This is a genomic window from Aeromonas sp. PrichA-15, from assembly GCF_017939245.1.
GTDB lineage: Bacteria > Pseudomonadota > Gammaproteobacteria > Enterobacterales > Aeromonadaceae > Aeromonas > Aeromonas caviae.
In genome coordinates this window covers 20,517-39,709 of sequence record NZ_JAGKRH010000017.1, presented here as the reverse complement: position 1 = coordinate 39,709, position 19,193 = coordinate 20,517, and the positions used below count along the sequence as shown (strand labels likewise).

Genomic DNA, 19,193 nt, shown 5'->3' with positions numbered 1-19,193 from the left:
CAACGGCCTTATTCCAGATCCGGCGTCATTCCCGATCCGGGGTCAGCACGGTTGGCTTGGAGTCCGGCTGCATGTCCGGATAATCCAGGTTGTAGTGCAAACCGCGAGACTCCTTGCGCTCCAGGGCGCAGTTGACGATGAGCTCGGCCACCTGCAACAGGTTGCGCAGCTCCAGCAGGTTGTTGGAGACCCGGAAGTTGGCGTAGTACTCCTGCACCTCCTGCTTGAGCAGATCGATGCGACGCTTGGCCCGGGCCAGGCGCTTGTTGGTGCGCACTATGCCCACGTAGTCCCACATCATCAGCCGCAGCTCGTGCCAGTTGTGCTGGATCACCACCTGCTCGTCCGAGTCATCCACCTGGCTCTCGTCCCAGGCCGGCAGGCTGGGGGGCGCCACGCTGGTGGGCAGCTTGGCCAGGATGTCGGCTCCCGCCTGGTGGGCATAGACCACGCATTCGAGCAGGGAGTTGGAGGCCATGCGATTGGCGCCGTGCAACCCGGTATAGGTCACCTCGCCGATGGCATAGAGGCCGGGGATGTCGGTCTGGCCGTTGTTGTCGATCATCACGCCGCCACAGGTGTAGTGGGCCGCCGGGACGATGGGCATCGCCTCCTTGGTGATGTCGATACCGACCGCGAGGCAGCGCTCATAAATGGTCGGGAAGTGCTTGATGATGAAATCCGCCGGCTTGTGGCTGATGTCCAGATACATGCAATCCGCCCCGAGGCGCTTCATCTCGTGGTCGATGGCGCGGGCGACGATGTCCCGCGGGGCCAGCTCGGCCCGCTCGTCAAACTCCGGCATGAAGCGGCTGCCGTCGGGACGGCGCAGATAGGCCCCCTCGCCACGCAGCGCTTCGGTCAGCAGGAAGTTGGGGTCGTCCGGGTGGAACAGGCTGGTGGGGTGGAACTGGTTGAACTCCAGGTTCGCCACCCGGCAGCCGGCGCGCCACGCCATGGCGATGCCGTCGCCAGAGCTGACGTCCGGGTTGGAGGTGTACTGGTACACCTTGGAGGCCCCGCCGGTGGCCAGCGCCACGAAGCGGGCGCGGATCACCTCGACCTGCTCGGCGTTGCGATTCCAGACATAGGCTCCCAGTACCTTGTTGCCCGGCAGACCCAACTTGCGGGTGGTGATGAGATCGACCGCGTTGAAGCGCTCCATCAGCTGGATGTTGGGGTGGGCGCGCACCTGGTCGATCAGGGTGAGCTGCACCGCCTTGCCGGTGGCGTCGGCCGCGTGGAAGATGCGGCGATGGCTGTGGCCCCCTTCCCGGGTCAGGTGATAGTGGGATTCCCCCTCGGCATCCTCTTCCTGATCGAAGGGGACCCCTTGCTGAATGAGCCACTGGATGGAGTCGCGGGCGTTGCGGGCGGTGAACTCCACCACCGCCGGGTCGCACAACCCGGCGCCGGCGTTGAGCGTGTCGCTCACGTGGGATTCGATGCTGTCGGTCTCGTCGAACACGGCAGCGATGCCTCCTTGCGCATAGAGAGTGGCCCCCTCACTGATGGGCCCCTTGCTCAGAACCAGGACTTTGGCCTGGTCTGCCAATCGCAACGCGAGGGACAGACCGGCGGCACCGCTGCCAATGATGAGTACGTCGCAAAGGTATTCAACACTTGCTTTCATAAGTATCATTGGCCTGGATTAAGAACTGGCCCCATGGTAGCCCAAGGGGGGTTGTGATGCAGCCCGCATCACATTTTTTTCAATGCAAGCGAACTTTCCCTGATTCCTCCTGTCTGAACTTGTGCGCTTAGAAGGGGCCGGAAAAGAAAAACGATAACCTGATGGGGGTTTTACGGCTCTGATGAGCGACCAGAATCTACTGGACGAACAGCTGGTTGAACGGGTCCAGCGTGGCGATAAAAATGCATTCAACCTGTTGGTACGCAAGTACCAGCACAAGGTGGTCAACCTGGTGGCCAGGTATGTCAACAATCCGGGCGATGTACCGGATGTGGCGCAGGAGGCATTCATCAAGGCCTACCGTGCGTTGCCGACATTCCGTGGCGAGAGCGCGTTTTACACCTGGTTGTACCGGATCGCCGTCAACACGGCTAAAAACTACCTGACGTCACAGGGGCGTAGACCGCCCAGCAGTGATGTCGAAGCGGACGAGGCTGAATATTATGGTGGTGGTGAAGCCCTGCAAGAGGTGGCCACCCCGGAAAACCTGGCGCTGACCGACGAGATCAAGCGCACCGTGTTTACCGCCATAGAAGCCTTGCCAGAAGATTTGAGAACGGCGATCACCCTTCGTGAAATGGAAGGGCTGAGCTACGAGGAGATTGCGGAGATCATGGATTGCCCGGTAGGTACGGTGAGATCCCGCATCTTCCGGGCGAGGGAAGCAATCGATAAAAAGCTGCAACCTCTGATCGAGCATTAACTGGGGAAAGACAGGCAAACTTATGGCAAATAAAGAGCAACTTTCAGCCCTGATGGATGGCGACCTCAGCGAAATCGAGGTACTGAACGAGCTGGGAACGGATCCCGCTCTGCAGGATACCTGGTCGCGTTACCATCTGATCGGTGATGCCATGCGGGGTGACCTGCCGGTCAATCTGCAACTGGATCTCAGCGACAGCATCATGCTGGCGCTGGAGGATGAACCCGCCATACTGGCGCCCAAGCCGGCACAGCCTGCTGCGCCCCAGGTGCAGCCCGCCGGCAAGGTGATCCCCTTCGTTCGCCGCTTTGGCCAGCAAGTGGGGCAGTATGCCATTGCCGCCTCCGTGGCTGCCGCCGTCATCTTCGGCGTGCAGCAGTACCAGGGCAAGGATGGTGTGCCGACCAGCCCGGTGCTCAATACCATACCCGTGGGTGGCAGTGCTGCGCCGGTGAGCGTGCACTATCCCCAGGATGGCAGCCGGACCGGTGTGCGTCAGCAAGGTCTGAGCGAGCAGCAGATGCAGGAGCAGCGCGAGCGCATCAATGCCTTCCTGCGCGACCATCAACTGCAACAGCGTCTGCTGCAAGACAAGCAGATTCAGGAATAACGCATTTTTAGGGATCAGATCGTGCGCCAGTCCAGCCGTATCCTGCTGGCCTCTCTCCTGTTGATTTGTGCCAAGGCCTCGGCCGACGATCTGTCGGCCGAGGCCTTGTTGCAGCAGATGCAGAGTGCCGTTTCGCAACAAAACTTCGAATTGTCCATGGTCAAGGCCCGCCAGGGGCGCCTCGAGCCTATCCGTTTCAGCCACGGGATCATCGATGGCAAGGAGGTGGCTCACCTGAGCTATCTCGACGGCAAGGCCGTGGAGTTCCTGCAACGCCAGAACGAATACACCTTCTTCGAAAACACCCATGAACCCTACACCCTTAAGGGGGCGCGTTTCCCCGGGGTCTGGTCGAGCCTGGTGAGGATGCCGCTGCCCCGGGTGATGGAGAGTTATGACCCCGTGCTGGCGGGCCGCAGCCGGGTGGCCGGCCTGGTGGCACAAGTGGTACGGCTGGTGCCCAAGGAGGCGGACAAGTACGGCTTCGTGCTCTGGATTGACGAACAGAGCCATCTGCTGCTGCGGGTGGACATGGTGGATCGGGAAGGAAATCTGGTGGAGCAGGTGCTGGGGGTGGATCTGGACAGGCAATCTGCGCCGGCCCCCTGGCTGGTCACCCTGGCACGCAGCAAGCTGCCGGATGCGCTGGCGCTGGAAGATGCCTATCCCGCTCCCCAGCAGACCCTTAACTGGCACCTGACCTGGTTGCCCGATGGCTTCAAGGTGCTCTCTCAGGATCGGCATCAGCTGGTCAGCACCAGTCTGCCGGTGGATTACATGATGCTCTCCGACGGGCTGGTGGATCTCTCCGTCTATGTTTCCCGGGTCGATCCCAAGCAGGCGGTGCGCCAGCAGTTGATTCGCCAGGGGGCCACCTCGCTGGTGAGCTTCGTCAACGAGGTCGGGGTAGAGATCACCGTGGTGGGCGAGGTGCCCGCCGAAACCGCCAAGCGCATCGCCGAGGCCGTGCAGCCGCTGGCCCGCAACGAGGCGGTGCAGTGAGTCTTTGCCGTGAGACTTGCCCTGAGGGTGCCGTCGTGCTGAGATCTGGAGCATCCACCGCCCCCTGTGAGGAGTCATCAGGTGAGTAACATGAGTGAAGAGCTGGCCACAGTAGTGGCCATCGACGGCAATCACGCCTGGGTGGAGTGCGAGCGGCGATCCGCCTGCAGCGGTTGCCACCAACAATCCAGCTGCGGGACCGGCACCGTCGCCAAGGCCTTTCCCATGAAGGCGCAGCGGCTGCGGGTCGCCCTCACCGGCGATGTAGCGGTGGGCCAGCAGATCCGCCTGGGCATCCCTCAGGCCAGCATCCTGCGCGGTGCGGCCCTGGTGTACGTGCTGCCGCTCTTCTGTCTGCTGCTGGGTGCCCTGCTCGGCCAGCTCTGGCTGGTGCCGCTCTTGTCGGCGGGAGAGGGGGTGACCATCCTCTGCTGTCTGCTGGGCGGCGCCATCGGATTTTTACTGGTTCGTTACTTTTCTGACCGGCTCGAGCAGGGGGAATACGGTCCCCGCATGCTCGGGGTGGTGCTCAATACCCGTCATCTCTCTTGAGGGGCCGGGTCTGGCGGAGGGCATCCAGGTGCCCAACGCCCGCCAGACAAGGCGCTATTTGTGGGGCCCGCCGACTAAAGATTGGCCGTCGACCGGGTTATCCAGTAAAATCCTGCCCTCATATCCGACCCTAACTTAATTTTGAGTGATTCTTGCTCGATGAAACACATTCGTAACTTTTCGATTATTGCGCACATCGACCACGGTAAGTCGACCCTGTCGGACCGTCTGATCCAGACTTGCGGCGGCCTGTCCGATCGCGAGATGCAGGCCCAGGTGCTGGACTCCATGGATCTGGAGCGCGAGCGCGGCATTACCATCAAGGCACAGAGTGTGACCCTGAACTACCAGGCACAAGACGGTAACACCTATCAGCTGAACTTTATCGACACCCCGGGCCACGTGGATTTCTCCTACGAGGTTTCTCGCTCCCTGGCTGCCTGTGAAGGGGCACTGCTGGTGGTGGATGCCGGTCAGGGGGTTGAGGCACAGACTCTGGCCAACTGCTACACCGCCATGGAAATGGAGCTGGAAGTGGTGCCGGTGCTGAACAAGATCGACCTGCCGGCCGCAGAGCCCGAGCGGGTTGCCGAGGAGATCGAGGACATCGTCGGCATCGACGCGGTGGACGCGGTGCGCTGCTCCGCCAAGACCGGCCTCGGTGTCGATCTGGTGCTGGAAGAGATCGTCGCCAAGATCCCGTCCCCGGAAGGGGATCCGGAGGCGCCGCTGCAGGCGCTGATCATCGACTCCTGGTTCGACTCCTACCTCGGGGTCGTGTCGCTCGTGCGGATCAAGAACGGTTCCCTGAAAAAGAACGACAAGATCAAGGTGATGAGCACCGGTCAGGTATGGGGTGTGGATCGCATCGGTATCTTCACGCCGAAGCAGGTGGACACCGACGGCCTGGGTTGTGGCGAGGTAGGTTGGGTCGTCTGCGGCATCAAGGACATCCACGGTGCGCCGGTGGGGGATACCCTGACCCTGGCCAAGCACGGTGCCGAGAAGGCGCTGGCCGGCTTCAAGAAGGTGAAGCCCCAGGTCTATGCGGGCCTGTTCCCCATCTCCAGCGATGACTACGAGTCCTTCCGCGATGCGCTGGAGAAGCTCTCCCTCAACGACGCCTCCCTGTTCTACGAACCGGAGAGCTCCACGGCGCTGGGCTTCGGCTTCCGCTGCGGCTTCCTCGGGATGCTGCACATGGAGATCATCCAGGAGCGTCTGGAGCGTGAATACGATCTGGATCTCATCACCACCGCACCGACCGTGGTCTACGAGATCGAGCTGAACGATGGCTCCACCATCCACATCGACAGCCCGGCCCAGATGCCCGCCATCAACAACATCAAGGAGATGCGCGAGCCCATCGCTGAGTGTCACATCCTGCTGCCGCAGGAGTACATGGGCAACGTCATCACCCTCTGCATCGAGAAGCGCGGCGTACAGACCAACATGGTCTACCACGGCAAGCAGGTGGCGCTGACCTACGAGATCCCGATGGCGGAAGTGGTGCTCGACTTCTTCGACCGTCTGAAGTCCACCAGTCGCGGCTACGCCTCCCTGGACTACGGCTTCAAGCGTTTCGAAACCTCCGACATGGTCCGTCTGGACATCATGATCAACGGCGAGCGGGTCGACGCCCTGGCCATCATCACCCACAAGGAGAACGCCCAGTATCGCGGTCGCCAGGTGGTGGAGAAGATGCGCGAGCTGATCCCGCGCCAGATGTTCGACATCGCCATCCAGGCCGCCATCGGCAACCAGATCATCGCCCGCAGCACCGTCAAGGCATTGCGTAAAGACGTCACCGCCAAGTGCTACGGTGGTGACGTGAGCCGGAAGAAGAAGCTGTTGAACAAGCAGAAAGAAGGCAAGAAGCGGATGAAGTCTCTGGGCCGTGTGGACGTGCCGCAAGAGGCCTTCCTCGCCATTCTCCACGTCGGAAAGGATTAATCGATGGCAAGCACCTTTTCCCTGATCCTCGTCGTCGTCACCCTGCTGACCGGCATTATCTGGACGCTCGACAAGCTGGTCTGGGCCAAGCAGCGGGCGGCCAAGATTGCCGCCGCCCGTGCCAATGCCGGTCCGGATGTGGACGAGAAGACACTGGCCAAGGTGGCCCCCATGCCGGTCTGGATCGAACAGACCGGCGGGGTTTTCCCGGTGATCGCGCTGGTGCTGATCCTGCGCTCCTTCATCTTCGAGCCGTTCCAGATCCCGTCCGGCTCCATGATGCCGACCCTGCTGGTGGGCGACTTCATCCTGGTGGAGAAGTTTGCCTACGGCCTCAAGGACCCGGTGACCAACACCAAGTTCCTCGAGACCGGTGAGCCGAAGCGCGGTGATGTGGTGGTCTTCAAGTATCCGCTGGATACCCGGGTGGACTACATCAAGCGGGTGGTCGGCATGCCCGGCGATCGGGTCATCTATCGCAACAAGGAGCTGATGATCCGGCCCAAGTGCGATGAGCAGGAAGGGAAAACGTGCCCCGGCTTCCAGAAGCTGGACGTCAAGTTCGAGCAGCGCGGCGAGTTCAGCCAGATGGGGATCCCGCTGGATCGCTACACCGAACAGCTGGGCGATGTCTCCCACGAGACCTTGCGCAACCCGCTGATGCCGGACCTGGTGGACCGCTACTATCGCCAGCCCGGCACCTACCCCGACGAGTGGGTAGTGCCGGAAGGCCAGTACTTCGTGATGGGTGACAACCGCGACAACAGCACCGACAGCCGTTTCTGGGGGTTCGTGCCCGAGCAGAACCTGGTGGGCAAGGCGGTCGCCATCTGGATCAGTTTCGAATTCGAGCGCGAGGAAGGGTCCAGCTTGCCGAGCTGGGTGCCGACCGGTGTGCGCTTCAACCGCATTGGCGGAATCAAGTAAATGAATATCAAGATGAACAGACTGCAGTCCCGTCTCGGGCATGTCTTTCAGGATCCTGAGCTGCTGACCCGGGCACTGACCCATCGCAGCGCAGGGTCCCGTCACAACGAGCGCCTGGAATTTCTGGGGGACTCCATCCTGAGTCTGGTGATTGCCGATGACCTCTTCCACCGCTTCCCGCAGGCGGCGGAAGGGGATCTCAGCCGGATGCGCGCCACCCTGGTGCGCGAGAAGACGCTGGCCGAGCTGGGCCGGGAATTCGACCTCGGGGATCACCTGATCCTGGGGCCGGGGGAGCTGAAAAGCGGCGGTTTTCGCCGCGAGTCCATCCTGGCCGACACCGTCGAGGCGGTGATCGGCGCCATCTATCTGGACACGGATCTGGAGCGGGTGCGCAGCCTCCTGCTCGGCTGGTATGCCAGCCGCCTTGGCGAGATCAAGCCCGGGATCGAACAGAAGGATCCCAAGACCCGTCTGCAAGAGATCCTGCAGGGCAGCCGCAAATCCCTGCCGACCTACACGGTGACCAACGTCAAGGGCGAGGCCCACAACCAGGAGTTCACCGTCCAGTGCGAAGTGGATGGGCTGGATGGCCCCCTGGTCGGGATCGGCTCCAGCCGCCGCAAGGCCGAACAGGCCGCGGCGCAGCAAGCACTGGAACGGCTGTCATGAGCACCATGACGGATCCGGCACTGTGCGCTCTTTTCACTCCATCAGCATTGGGAACGCGGTCATGACAGATACCACCTATTGCGGCTTTGTCGCCATCGTGGGCCGCCCCAACGTGGGCAAGTCCACCCTGCTCAACAAGTTGCTCGGCCAGAAGGTCAGCATCACCTCGAAGAAGCCCCAGACTACCCGTCACCGGATCCTGGGGATCGACACCGAGGAGAACCATCAGACCATCTATGTGGATACCCCGGGTCTGCACATCGAGGAGAAGCGGGCCATCAACCGCCTGATGAACCGCGCCGCCACCAGTTCCCTGGGGGACGTGGCCATGGTGGTGTTCGTGGTGGACGGCACCCACTGGACCAAGGATGACGAGATGGTGCTGGGCAAGCTGCGCCACCTCAAGTGCCCCGTGGTGCTGGCGGTCAACAAGATCGACAACGTCAAGGAAAAAGAGGATCTGCTGCCGCACCTCGAGTGGCTGGGTCAGCAGATGAACTTTGCCCACATCCTGCCCATCAGCGCCGAGAAGGGCACCAACGTGGAGAAGATCCGCGAGTGGGCCAAGGATCTGCTGCCGGAGAACGTCCACTTCTTCCCGGAAGATTACGTGACCGACCGCTCTTCCCGCTTCATGGCCTCCGAGATCATCCGAGAGAAGCTGATGCGCTTCACCGGCGAGGAGCTGCCCTATTCGGTGACGGTGGAGATCGAGCGCTTCAAGGTGGAGGATACCGGTCTCTACCACATCCACGGGCTCATCCTGGTGGAGCGCGAAGGCCAGAAAAAGATGGTCATCGGCAACAAGGGCGAGAAGATCAAGACCATCGGCACAGAGGCGCGCATCGACATGGAACGGCTGTTCCAGAACAAGGTGCATCTCGAGCTGTGGGTCAAGGTCAAGTCCGGCTGGGCCGACGACGAGCGGGCCCTGCGCAGCCTCGGGTATGGCGACGACTGATTGCTGACCCCGGCTTTCGTCATCCACAGTCGGCCCTATCGGGAGACCAGCCAGCTGGTCGAGGTCTTCACCCAGGATAGCGGTCGATTCACCCTGGTGGCTCGCGGTTCCCGCGGGCCACGCTCCTCTCTGAAGGGGCTGCTTCAGCCCTTCACCCTGCTCACCATTGCCTGGCGCGGCAAGGGGGATCTCAAGAACCTCACCCAGGTGGAGTGCCCGGATCACTCGTTGCGCCTCGGCGGGGATCGTCTCTTCTACGGCCTCTATCTCAACGAGCTGGTCTACTACCTGCTGGAAGCGCACACCCCCTTCCCCGAGGTGTTCGACGCCTATGCCCGTGCCATCATGGCCCTGGCGGACGGCGAGACCCCGGAGCTGCCCCTGCGCCGCTTCGAGTTCCTGCTGCTGCAGGCCCTGGGCTACGCGGTGGACTTCGAATATGCCGCGGACGACGACTCCCCCATCGACCCCACCCTGCTTTACGGCTTCGAGCGGGAGCTCGGCTTTGTCGCTTGCGAGCGGGCGCCGGATCCCCGTACCCTGTTCCTCGGTGCCCACCTGCTGGCCTTCGCCGAGGGGCGTTTCGACACGCCTCCCTTGCTGCAGGCGGCCAAGCGTTTCAGCCGGCTGGCGCTGCAGCCCTATCTCGGCAAGCGTCAACTGAAGAGCAGGGAGCTCTTTTTGAAGCGAAAAGGCAGTGTTTCAAGCTGATTTTTATTATCTGGTGATGTTTTGTGTTTATGACATCGCTTTTGATGAACAATAATGCTGTCGCCGTGGCCATAACCGGGCTGCGGCGGCACATGGACAGAGGGGCGGGCTCCACCCGCTCCGGCATTCACAGATGACCTGTATCAAGGAGTAAGCAATGAGCGAGATCTACCTGGGTGTGAACATCGACCATATCGCCACCCTGCGCAACGCCCGCGGCACCCAGTATCCGGATCCGGTACAGGCCGCCTTCGTGGCCGAGCAGGCCGGTGCCGATGGCATCACGGTCCACCTGCGGGAAGATCGCCGCCACATCACCGACCGGGACGTGGAGATCCTGCGCCAGACCATCCAGACCAGGATGAACCTGGAGATGGCGGTGACCGAGGAGATGATCGGCATCGCCTGCCGCATCAAGCCCCACTTCGTCTGCCTGGTGCCGGAGAAGCGCACCGAGGTGACCACCGAGGGTGGTCTGGACGTGGCGGGCCAGCTGGACAAGGTGACCGATGCGGTGACCCGCCTGGCCGCCGTGGGCGCCCAGGTGTCGCTCTTCATCGATGCGGATCCGCTGCAGATCGATGCGGCCGCCGCGAGCGGTGCTCCCTTCATCGAGATCCACACCGGCCGCTACGCCGATGCCACCACGGATGCCGAGCGCAACGCCGAGTTCAAGCGCATCGCCGCCGGTGCTTCCTACGCCGCTGGCAAGGGCTTGAAGGTCAATGCGGGCCACGGTCTGCACTACCACAACGTCAAGGCTATCGCCGCCATCCCCGAGCTCTATGAGCTCAACATCGGTCACGCCATCATCGGCCGCGCTGCCTTCGACGGTCTGGCCAAGGCGGTCAGCGACATGCGTACGCTGATGCAGGAAGCCCGTCAGGGGATCTGATGCCGCTTCGCAGGTATGAAAACGACAAGGGACGCTTCGGCGTCCCTTGTCGTTTTCAGGAATGGAAGTCGGGGTGAACCCCGTGCTCATCTGGCATGGGGCTGGGCATCCGTGTGCAGAGGGGGAAAGGGAAGGGGCGTCTCAGCCTGGTTCCGGGAAGTAGCGCTCCAGCAGGGCGGTGAGGATGGCCTGGCACTCGGCATCCGGCTCGCCGGTGACCAGGGCGGGGCGAAAGTGAAGCTGGAAGGCGCGCAGGACGGCGCGGCTCTGCTCATCCCAGGCGCCGTGCTGGGGGAGGCCGTAGCCGTAACGGGCAAGCTGCTGCTGCCATTGCAGCGCATCCCAGGGGATGAGCTGCGTCTGGCGCAGCTCGGCCACCCGGGCCTCGTCGGGCCAGGCGCCGACACCGTAGCGCAGGGCGAGCTCGCGCCAGGGGAACCGGGGGCCGGGATCCTGCTTGCGCTCGGGGGCGACGTCGCTGTGGGCCAGCACCTGGGTGGGGGGGATCTGGTAGCGTTCGACCAGATCCCGGGCGAGTGCGCCGAGGGCGGCGATCTGGGCCGGGGAATAGGGTTGCCAGTGTCTCAGATGGGCGGGCAGGGCCGCGTCTTTCTCGTCATACCCGAGATTCACTATCTCGATGCCGAGCGAACTGGCGTTGAGCCCGGCGTAGTGATGCCAGCGACTGCGTCCGGCGTGCCAAGCCCGCTGGCTGTCGGGCACCAGCTGGTAGACCGGGAACGGTTGCTCGTCGGTGTCGCGGGGGATCAGGTAGTGGGCGCTCACCTTGTGCTCCGGCTCGGTCAGCAGGCGCAGGGAGCGGGCATCCTCTTCATCCGTGTAGTGCAGGATGAGAAAGGCGATGCGCTCATTCTGGCTGGCGCTTTGATGCTCCTGATTGAGACGATAGGGCGCAGGCTGGCAGGCGCCGAGCAGCAGGATGAGGGGCAGTGACCAGAACCAGCGCGCCGCGAACCGGCACGCGCCGCCGCTCGCCGACGGGCGTGGAGCCAGCAGGCGGCGCCAGCCCATGGTCTAGCCTCGCACCTGGCCGGAGGCGGTCATCAGGGCCCGGGCCTGTATTTGGCGGTGAGGCCAATCAGGAAGTTGCGCAGGATCTGATCCCCGCAATCCTGATAGTGCTTGTGATCCCTGGCGCGGAACAGGGCGCTCAGCTCGGACTTGGAGAGGTTGAAGTTCGCGAGCTTGAGGGTGCCCAGCATCTCCTCTTCCTTGTAGTTGAGGCCGATGCGCAGCTTGCGCAGGATCAGGTTGTTGTTGATCCGGTTCGGGATCACCTGGGGCGGGGCATCTTCCCGCACACCGCGGCGCAGGGCGATGAAGCCGTCGAGGAACTGGCTCAGTGCCGAGTCCGGGCAGGCGGCGAAGCCCGCTTCCTGTGCCTCGCCCTCTTCGGCCTCTTTCATCAGCCAGCCGTGCAACTGGGCATGGGTGATGGCCAGATTGCCCTTGGCAAAGATCTCGACCATCTGGTCGTTGCTGATGCTGAGGGCATAGCGCAGGCGGCGCAGAATATCGTTGTTGGTCATGTTGACTCCTGTGGAAACGGCGCAGATGTTACCACCTGCCGCCTGTCCAGTCAGAAAAAGCGCCTCAGTCGGTCAGGGCCAGGTAGCGGGGGGCCTCTTGCCTCACCTGCTCCAGGGCATCCTGCAGCTCCAGCAATTCGGGTTCCAGATCGCTCACGGCGACCCCGTCGCGCAGCTGCTGTTCGAGCTGGGAGAGCAGGCGTTGCAGACCCGGCACCCCGGAATAGGCGCAGCCACCGTTGAGGCGGTGGAGCTGGGCCAGCACGTCTGCATCGTCGGCACTCCCTTCCAGCGCCGCCGCCAGGATGGGCTCCACCTCGTCGAAGCTGGCCAGCAACATGGTCAGCATCTCCCGGGCGAGGGCTGGCTTGCCGGCGGCCTGACGCACGGCGAGGGGCCAGTCTATCTGCTGATCCCCGTGATTCTGGTGCCGTCGGTGGGCGAAGTCGGTGATGAGCTGCGCCAGCATCCCCTCGTCGATAGGTTTGGCCAGGTAGTCGTCCATGCCCTGGCGAATGAGGCGCTCCCGCTCACCGGGAATGGCATGGGCGGTGACCGCGACGATGGGGGTCTCGGTGTTGAGGGAGTGGTGGCGGATCGCCTGGGTGGCGCTGATGCCGTCCATGACGGGCATCTGGATATCCATGAAGATGATGTCGAACGGCTGGCTCTGGGCCAGGTTGACCGCCTCCTTGCCGTTCTTGCACACCACCACCTCGGTCACCATCTCTTTGAGCATGGCGGCGATGAGCTTGAGGTTAGCGGCGTTGTCATCCACCGCCAGCACCTTGACCGCCTGCACGCTGCGCGGCATCGGCGCGGGCAGGGGGGCACGGCGTACCGCCTCGGGGGAGAGCAGAGCGTGCAGCAATTTGCGATGGTTGATGGGCTTGGAGAGGCAGTGGACGGCGCCGTGGGACAGCATGGCGTCGTAGAGGGCCGGCTCGTGGCTGCTGAGCAGCACTATGGTGTTCTGCTGGCCGTCCAGTCCGTCGAGACGGGCAATCACCTGCTGCGGGCTGTGCAGGGTGCTGCTGCCGATGAGCACCATGTCCTGGCTGCTCATCGGGGGCCACTCCTCGTCCACCGTCAGGGAGTGCACATCCAGGTGCCACTCTCCCAGCAGGGCGAGCAGGGAGGCGTGAGTAAAGGGATCCGGCTCCAGCAGCCAGACCCGCTTGCCCTGGATGCGATCCAGCGGAAGCCGCTCGCTCTGGGGCAGGGGCGAGACATCCAGATCCAGGTGGAACGAGAAGACCGACCCCTTGCCGAGTTCGGATTCGAAGCGGATCTGGCCCCCCATCTGCTGCACCAGCTTCTGGGTGATGACGAGCCCGAGCCCGGTGCCCCCATAGCGGCGGGAGATGGAGGAGTCTGCCTGGTTGAAGGCCTGGAACAACTGGCGCTGCTGCTCTTCCGAGATGCCGATGCCGGTATCGCGAATCAGCACCCGCAGGCGCACCTTGTTGCCGCTGGATTCCCCGGTCTGCTCGACACGCACGTCCACGTTGCCGCGCTCGGTGAACTTGATGGCGTTGCCGGTGAGGTTGGTGAGCACCTGCTGCAGGCGCATGGGGTCGCCGGTGAGGTAGTCCGGCACGGCGGCATCCACCTGGAGGGAGAGTTCGAGCTGCTTGTCGTGGGCGCTCGGCCCCAGCAGGTGCATGCTCTCGTTGAGGGTGTCCCGCAGGCTGAAGGGGATGTGCTCGAGCTGCAGCTTGCCCGCCTCCAACTTGGAGAAGTCGAGGATGTCGTTGATGATCCCAAGGAGGTTGCGCGCCGACTTCTCGATGGTCTGCATGTAGTCGGTCTGGCTCGGGGTCAGGCTGGTCTTGAGCAGTTGGCGGGTGAAGCCGATGACCCCGTTGAGCGGGGTGCGTAGCTCGTGGGACATGTTGGCGAGGAATTCGGACTTGACCCTGGCGGCCTCCTGAGCGCGCTTCTTCGCCATGTCGAGCTCGACGTTCTGGATCTCGATCTGCTCGAGGGTCTCCCGCAGATCCGACGTCGCCTGATCGATATTCTGCTGCATCTCCTCGTGATATTCGGAGAGCGCCTTGGCCATGGCGTTGATGCCGTTCTTAAGCATGTCCAGCTCGCCGGTGAGCTGGCCGCTGACCCGGGTATCGAGTCGCCCCTCCCTGATCCGGTGCACCGCCTGCACCATGTCGGTGATGGGCTGGGTCACGCTCTTGACCAGACGGAAGCCGAACAGGGCGCTGATGGCCAGCCCGATGAGCACGATGATGACCGCGAAGAAGGCGTCGCGGTACTGCAGGACGATGGCCCTGTCCGTGGCGAGTTGCATGGAGATGTAGCCGATGACCGGCGGCTCCAGATCGCTTGGCAGCGGGAAGCCGTCCAGGCTGGTCTCTGCCTGGATGGGGGTGCGCAGTATGATGTCATCGCCGTTGACGGAGACGCTGGTCAGGGCCGGGATGACGCTGCCGTCCGGCAGACGAAGCTGGCTGAAGTCCCTGTGGTAGTTGGACGTCACGAACAGCTGGTTCTCCTGGGTGAAGACGGCGATGGACTTGATGAAGGGCGAGTTCTTGCGATGGGTGAGCCCGATCAGCCGCTTGAGGGATTCGCGGCTGTGCTGTGTCATGCCGTATTCGCTGGCGATGGCCAGGGGCTCGATGATGTTGATGCCCTGATCGATGAGGTTGTTTTCCAGCTGCTGATAGCGGTGGAAAGTGAAATAGCCGGCGATGAGGCCGCCGATGATGAGGGTCGGCAAGATGGTGAAGGCCAGCACCCGGGCCCTGAGACCGTACTTGGTCATGCCGCCGACCCGCCTTTCGCAAGAGAAGCCATGACCCGGGGCGCATGCAGGCACCGGGGTCGGGCAGGCAATACAGTCATTGTCGCTGTACGGGGTCTCAGGCCGTATCCGGTCATATCAATGGGCCACTTTTGGTCAGAATGGACGATGGGGCGGATGCCGCGGCTGGGGCCCTCAGGCCGTATTTGGTCATACGATTATTCTTGTGGGACAATGGTCTGCCGCAGATTCCACAATCATGACATAGCCACCTATAGGCACCAAGTTTTATGGCCCAGTTTTTCAAGCCCCAAAAGAAATCCACCCAGCCCCAACGTATTGAATTTACGGTAGACAGTCTGGATCACCACTGTGTCGGTATCGGCCGTCATCAGGGCAAGGCCATCTTCGTCGAAGGGGCGCTGCCCGGCGAGGCCATCAAGGCCCGTATCATCGACGACAAGAAGCACTATGCCCACGCCTCCCTGCAACAGGTGGTGACGCCGGCGGCCAACCGGGTAGCCCCCTTCTGCGACCACTATCGCGAGTGTGGCGGTTGCAGTGCCCAGCACCTGGGAGAGGGAGATCAACTGGCGGCCAAGGAGGCGGGACTGGTCAGCCTGTTCGAGCGCCTTGGCAACATCCAGGCGCCAGCGTTGGCACCTGCGCTGACGGGGGAGTCCCGCGCCTACCGCCGGGTCTGCCGTCTGGCCATCAAGTTTGACAAGAACGGTCGCTGCACCCGGGTGGGCTTTCGCCGTCGCCAGTCTAACGATCTGGTAGAGATTGCCGGCTGTCCTGTGCTGGCCGAGCCCCTCTCCGCCCTTATCGCCCCTCTGCGCGAATGCCTCAACCGGCTGAAGAGCCAGCGCGAACTGGGCCATGCGGAACTCATTCAGGGGGAGCAGGGCATTCTGATGCTGCTGCGCCACACCGGTCGCCCCACCGAGGCGGATCGGGCGCACTTGACCGAGTTTGCCACCGCCCAGGGGATAGACCTCTATCTGCAGGCGGCGGACGAGCAGATCGAACCTCTGCGTCAACAGTCTCAGCCAAGTTACACGCTGGATGGCCTGTCTCTTGCATTCGCTCCCGGCGACTTCATCCAGGTCAACGGGCCCGTCAACCAGCGCATGGTGGAGCAGGCATTGAGCTGGCTCGACGCAGGCAAGGATGACAAGGTGCTGGACCTCTTCTGCGGCATCGGCAACTTCACCCTGCCGCTGGCCCGTCAGGCCTGCGAAGTGGTGGGGGTGGAAGGGGAGCTCGCCATGGTGACGCGTGCACAGGAGAATGCCCGCCGCAACGGCATCGACAACGCCCGCTTCTACAAGGCGGACTTGAGCGGCGACATCGTAGGCATGTCCTGGGCCCGGGAAGGGTTCGATCTGGTACTGCTGGATCCGGCCAGACCCGGGGCGCTGGAGGTGATGAGCCACGTGGTGGCACTTTCCCCCAAACGGGTGGTCTATGTTTCCTGTAACCCGGTCACCCTGGCCCGTGACAGTCAGGTGCTGGTGCAGGGAGGCTACAAGCTGACCCGTCTGGGGATGCTGGACATGTTCCCCCACACCGGTCATCTGGAGTCCATGGCGCTGTTCGAACGGGGCTGAGTCGAGGCGACCGCATTATTCTGGATGAATCAAGATGCGGTCGTGATGATTTTTCGATGTGCATGATGCTGCCAGAGTGAGGTAAAACAGGTGTTTTTCGCTGCCTTCAACGGGCAGGGCAGAATGCGGTTATCTTGGTTTTCCAGCGGCGGCAGCGCTGTTTGAGCGGGAGTGATTAGGGTAATCTAGGTCGTCGATAGTGGATCGGATGCGGGGAAGAGCCCTGTCACCTTGCGCGGTGACATGCCTTGAAAACTCTTTCATGCATCCCCATTTGAGGCAGTCATCAGTTGATGAGGGGATGAGGAGAGCATCGGCTTTCGACCCCACACTTTTAAGGATTGATACCATGGTTGCGGTGCGCGATATTCATTTGAAAGACAATTTCACTCTGGATGAGTGGGTCAGTTCCCTTACCCTGAGTGAAAGTGACAAGAATCAGCTGCGAACCGTCTACCAGTATTGCCTGACCCTGGGTGACGAAGCGCTCACCAACCGCCTGCTGGTGCGCGGGGTCGAGATGGTGGGCATCCTGCTGATGCTCAGCATGGATCTCGCCACCCTCAAGGCCGCCATTCTCTATCCCTTCGTCGAAGCCGGTCTCATCAGCCAGGAAAAGGTGAACGAGGACTTCGGCCCCAAGATCGCCAAGCTGGTGGAAGGGGTGCTGGAGATGGAGGCCATCCGCTCCCTGCAAACCCTTCACCGCAGCGAAACCTCGCCGGAGCAGGTGGACAACGTGCGCCGCATGCTGCTCGCCATGGTCGAGGACGTGCGCGCCGTGGTCATCAAGCTGGCGGAGCGCATCGCCTGCCTGCGTGAGGCGAAGAAGGCGGATGAGGAGACCCGGGTGCTGATGGCCCAGGAGATCACCAACATCTATGCCCCCCTTGCGAACCGCCTCGGTATCGGTCAGCTCAAGTGGGAGCTCGAGGATCTCGCCTTCCGCTACCTGCACCCGGACACCTACAAGCAGATCGCCAAACAGCTGGACGAGAAACGGCTCGACCGCGAGCGCTACATCCGTGAATTCGTGCAGTCTCTGCGCGATGCCCTGGCCGAGGCCGGCGTCGAGGCCGAGGTCTATGGCCGACCGAAACACATCTACAGCATCTGGCGCAAGATGCAGAAGAAGCACCTCGAATTCAACGAGCTGTTCGATGTGCGCGCGGTGCGGGTGATCACCAAGCGGCTGCAGGATTGCTACGCGGCGCTCGGTATCGTTCACACCCATTTCCACCATATTCCCCGCGAATTTGACGACTATGTCGCCAACCCCAAGCCCAATGGCTACCAGTCCATCCACACCGTGGTGGTGGGGGAGGAGGGCAAGACAGTGGAGATCCAGATCCGTACCGAGCAGATGCATCAGGATGCGGAGCTCGGTGTGGCTGCGCACTGGCGCTACAAGGAAGGTGCACAGGCCGCTGCCAAGACCAGCACCTTCGAAGACAAGATCGAATGGCTGCGCAAACTCCTCGCCTGGCAGGAGGATCTCTCGGAGAGCGGCTCCTTGCTGGACGATCTGCGCAGTCAGGTGTTCGAGGACAGGGTTTATGTCTTCACTCCCAAGGGCGATGTCATCGACCTGCCGGCAGGGGCGACGCCGCTCGACTTCGCCTATCACGTGCATAGCATGATCGGTCACCGCTGCATCGGCACCAAGATCGACGGTCGTATCGTGCCCTTCACCTATACGCTGCAAACCGGTGATCAGGTGGAGGTGATCACCCAGAAGGAGCCGAACCCGAGCCGCGACTGGATGAACCCGAACGCCGGCTTCCTGCGCTCCAGCCGGGCGCGGGCCAAGGTGGCCACCTGGTTCAGAAAGCTGGACCGGGACAAGAACATCGCCGCCGGCAAGGAGCTGCTGGAGAAAGAGCTGGACAGACACAACCTCACCCTCTCCAAGGTGGACAAGGTAGTGCTGGAGCGCTTCCATGCGGAGGAGCTGGAAGATTTGCTGGCCGGTATCGGCAGCGGCGACATCCGCATCAACCAGCTGCTCAATTATCTGGACACCCGCTACAACAAGCCGACGGCGGAAGAAGAAGATCGCCGTCTGCTGGAGAAGCTGGAGCAGAAGGCCAATGTGCCCTTCCGCCCCAAACCCAAGGATCACATCGTGGTGGAAGGGGTGGGCAACCTGATGACTCACATCGCCCGCTGCTGCCAGCCCATCCCGGGGGACGCCATCCAGGGCTTCATCACCATGGGACGGGGGGTTTCCATCCACCGGGAGGATTGCGAGCAGCTCAAGGAGCTGTCGCGTCGCAACCCGGAGCGCTTGATCGATGCGGTCTGGGGGGAGAACTACTCCGGCGGTTACGGTCTCACCATCCGCATTCTCTCCAACGACAGATCCGGCCTGCTGCGCGACATCACCACCGTGCTCGCCAACGAGAAGATCAACGTGATGGGAGTGCGTTCGCGCTCCAACGTGCGCGAGCAGACTGCCGAAATAGACATGGAGCTGGAGATTTACAACATCAACGCCTTCAACCGGGCGTTGGCCAAGCTCAGTCAGCTCAACGACGTGATCAGCGCCAAGCGGCTGTAATGCTCAACCGACCGGCCCCAGTGGCCG

At 62.5% G+C, this 19,193-nt stretch carries 16 protein-coding genes; 12 read left to right on the top strand and 4 right to left on the bottom strand.

The genetic code is table 11. From position 1 onward, the window contains the following. Window positions 1–25: 25 nt before the first annotated feature. A complete protein-coding gene (nadB, locus tag J9889_RS02925; RefSeq protein WP_048208412.1) occupies window positions 26–1,633 on the bottom strand; it encodes an L-aspartate oxidase in 1,608 nt (535 codons plus the stop codon). A 181-nt stretch (window positions 1,634–1,814) separates the two neighbouring features. Here nadB and rpoE point away from each other — a divergent pair, with 181 nt between their 5' ends. From rpoE to pdxJ, 10 genes are all read left to right on the top strand, one after another. Next, window positions 1,815–2,396 carry an RNA polymerase sigma factor RpoE gene (gene rpoE, locus J9889_RS02920; protein ID WP_010675645.1) on the top strand — a complete coding sequence of 194 codons (582 nt, stop codon included), beginning with the start codon at window positions 1,815–1,817 and terminating at the stop codon, window positions 2,394–2,396. Window positions 2,397–2,418: 22 nt separating this feature from the next. Then, window positions 2,419–3,006 (top strand): RseA family anti-sigma factor, encoded by a 588-nt coding sequence (locus tag J9889_RS02915; protein ID WP_041211670.1) that lies wholly within the window; start codon window positions 2,419–2,421, stop codon window positions 3,004–3,006. Window positions 3,007–3,027: 21 nt separating this feature from the next. Further along, complete coding sequence (locus tag J9889_RS02910; protein ID WP_010675643.1) at window positions 3,028–4,008, top strand: MucB/RseB C-terminal domain-containing protein; 981 nt, start codon at window positions 3,028–3,030, stop codon at window positions 4,006–4,008. 90 nt (window positions 4,009–4,098) lie between these two features. Then, the gene (locus J9889_RS02905) at window positions 4,099–4,560 is read left to right on the top strand and encodes a SoxR reducing system RseC family protein (RefSeq protein WP_039040538.1); all 462 of its coding nucleotides are present in this window, start codon (window positions 4,099–4,101) and stop codon (window positions 4,558–4,560) included. 159 nt (window positions 4,561–4,719) lie between these two features. Beyond that, a complete protein-coding gene (gene lepA, locus J9889_RS02900) occupies window positions 4,720–6,513 on the top strand; it encodes a translation elongation factor 4 (protein WP_042016225.1) in 1,794 nt (597 codons plus the stop codon). Between the two features lie 3 nt (window positions 6,514–6,516). Next, on the top strand, window positions 6,517–7,440 hold the full coding sequence (lepB, locus tag J9889_RS02895) for a signal peptidase I (RefSeq protein WP_103858326.1): 924 nt from the start codon (window positions 6,517–6,519) through the stop codon (window positions 7,438–7,440). Next, a complete protein-coding gene (gene rnc / locus J9889_RS02890; protein WP_010675639.1) occupies window positions 7,441–8,112 on the top strand; it encodes a ribonuclease III in 672 nt (223 codons plus the stop codon). 61 nt (window positions 8,113–8,173) lie between these two features. After that, a complete protein-coding gene (era, locus tag J9889_RS02885) occupies window positions 8,174–9,073 on the top strand; it encodes a GTPase Era (RefSeq protein WP_103858336.1) in 900 nt (299 codons plus the stop codon). Further along, complete coding sequence (gene recO, locus J9889_RS02880; protein ID WP_039040537.1) at window positions 9,074–9,784, top strand: DNA repair protein RecO; 711 nt, start codon at window positions 9,074–9,076, stop codon at window positions 9,782–9,784. Between the two features lie 157 nt (window positions 9,785–9,941). Continuing rightward, complete coding sequence (pdxJ, locus tag J9889_RS02875) at window positions 9,942–10,679, top strand: pyridoxine 5'-phosphate synthase (protein ID WP_103858327.1); 738 nt, start codon at window positions 9,942–9,944, stop codon at window positions 10,677–10,679. A 141-nt stretch (window positions 10,680–10,820) separates the two neighbouring features. Here the strand turns inward: pdxJ and J9889_RS02870 are convergent, their stop codons facing one another. The 3 genes from J9889_RS02870 to barA form a co-directional block, all read right to left on the bottom strand. Then, entirely contained in the window at window positions 10,821–11,711 is an 891-nt protein-coding gene (locus J9889_RS02870) for an N-acetylmuramoyl-L-alanine amidase (protein ID WP_210555954.1), read from the bottom strand. 32 nt (window positions 11,712–11,743) lie between these two features. Next, complete coding sequence (locus tag J9889_RS02865; protein WP_010675634.1) at window positions 11,744–12,229, bottom strand: DUF1456 family protein; 486 nt, start codon at window positions 12,227–12,229, stop codon at window positions 11,744–11,746. A gap of 64 nt (window positions 12,230–12,293) precedes the next feature. Then, complete coding sequence (gene barA / locus J9889_RS02860) at window positions 12,294–15,014, bottom strand: two-component sensor histidine kinase BarA (protein WP_210555953.1); 2,721 nt, start codon at window positions 15,012–15,014, stop codon at window positions 12,294–12,296. 269 nt (window positions 15,015–15,283) lie between these two features. On the opposite strand from barA, the gene rlmD reads away from it, so the two are divergent. Together rlmD and relA are read left to right on the top strand one after the other, a co-directional pair. Continuing rightward, complete coding sequence (gene rlmD / locus J9889_RS02855; protein ID WP_103858330.1) at window positions 15,284–16,606, top strand: 23S rRNA (uracil(1939)-C(5))-methyltransferase RlmD; 1,323 nt, start codon at window positions 15,284–15,286, stop codon at window positions 16,604–16,606. Between the two features lie 349 nt (window positions 16,607–16,955). Next, complete coding sequence (gene relA, locus J9889_RS02850) at window positions 16,956–19,166, top strand: GTP diphosphokinase (RefSeq protein WP_010675631.1); 2,211 nt, start codon at window positions 16,956–16,958, stop codon at window positions 19,164–19,166. Window positions 19,167–19,193 lie beyond the last annotated feature (27 nt).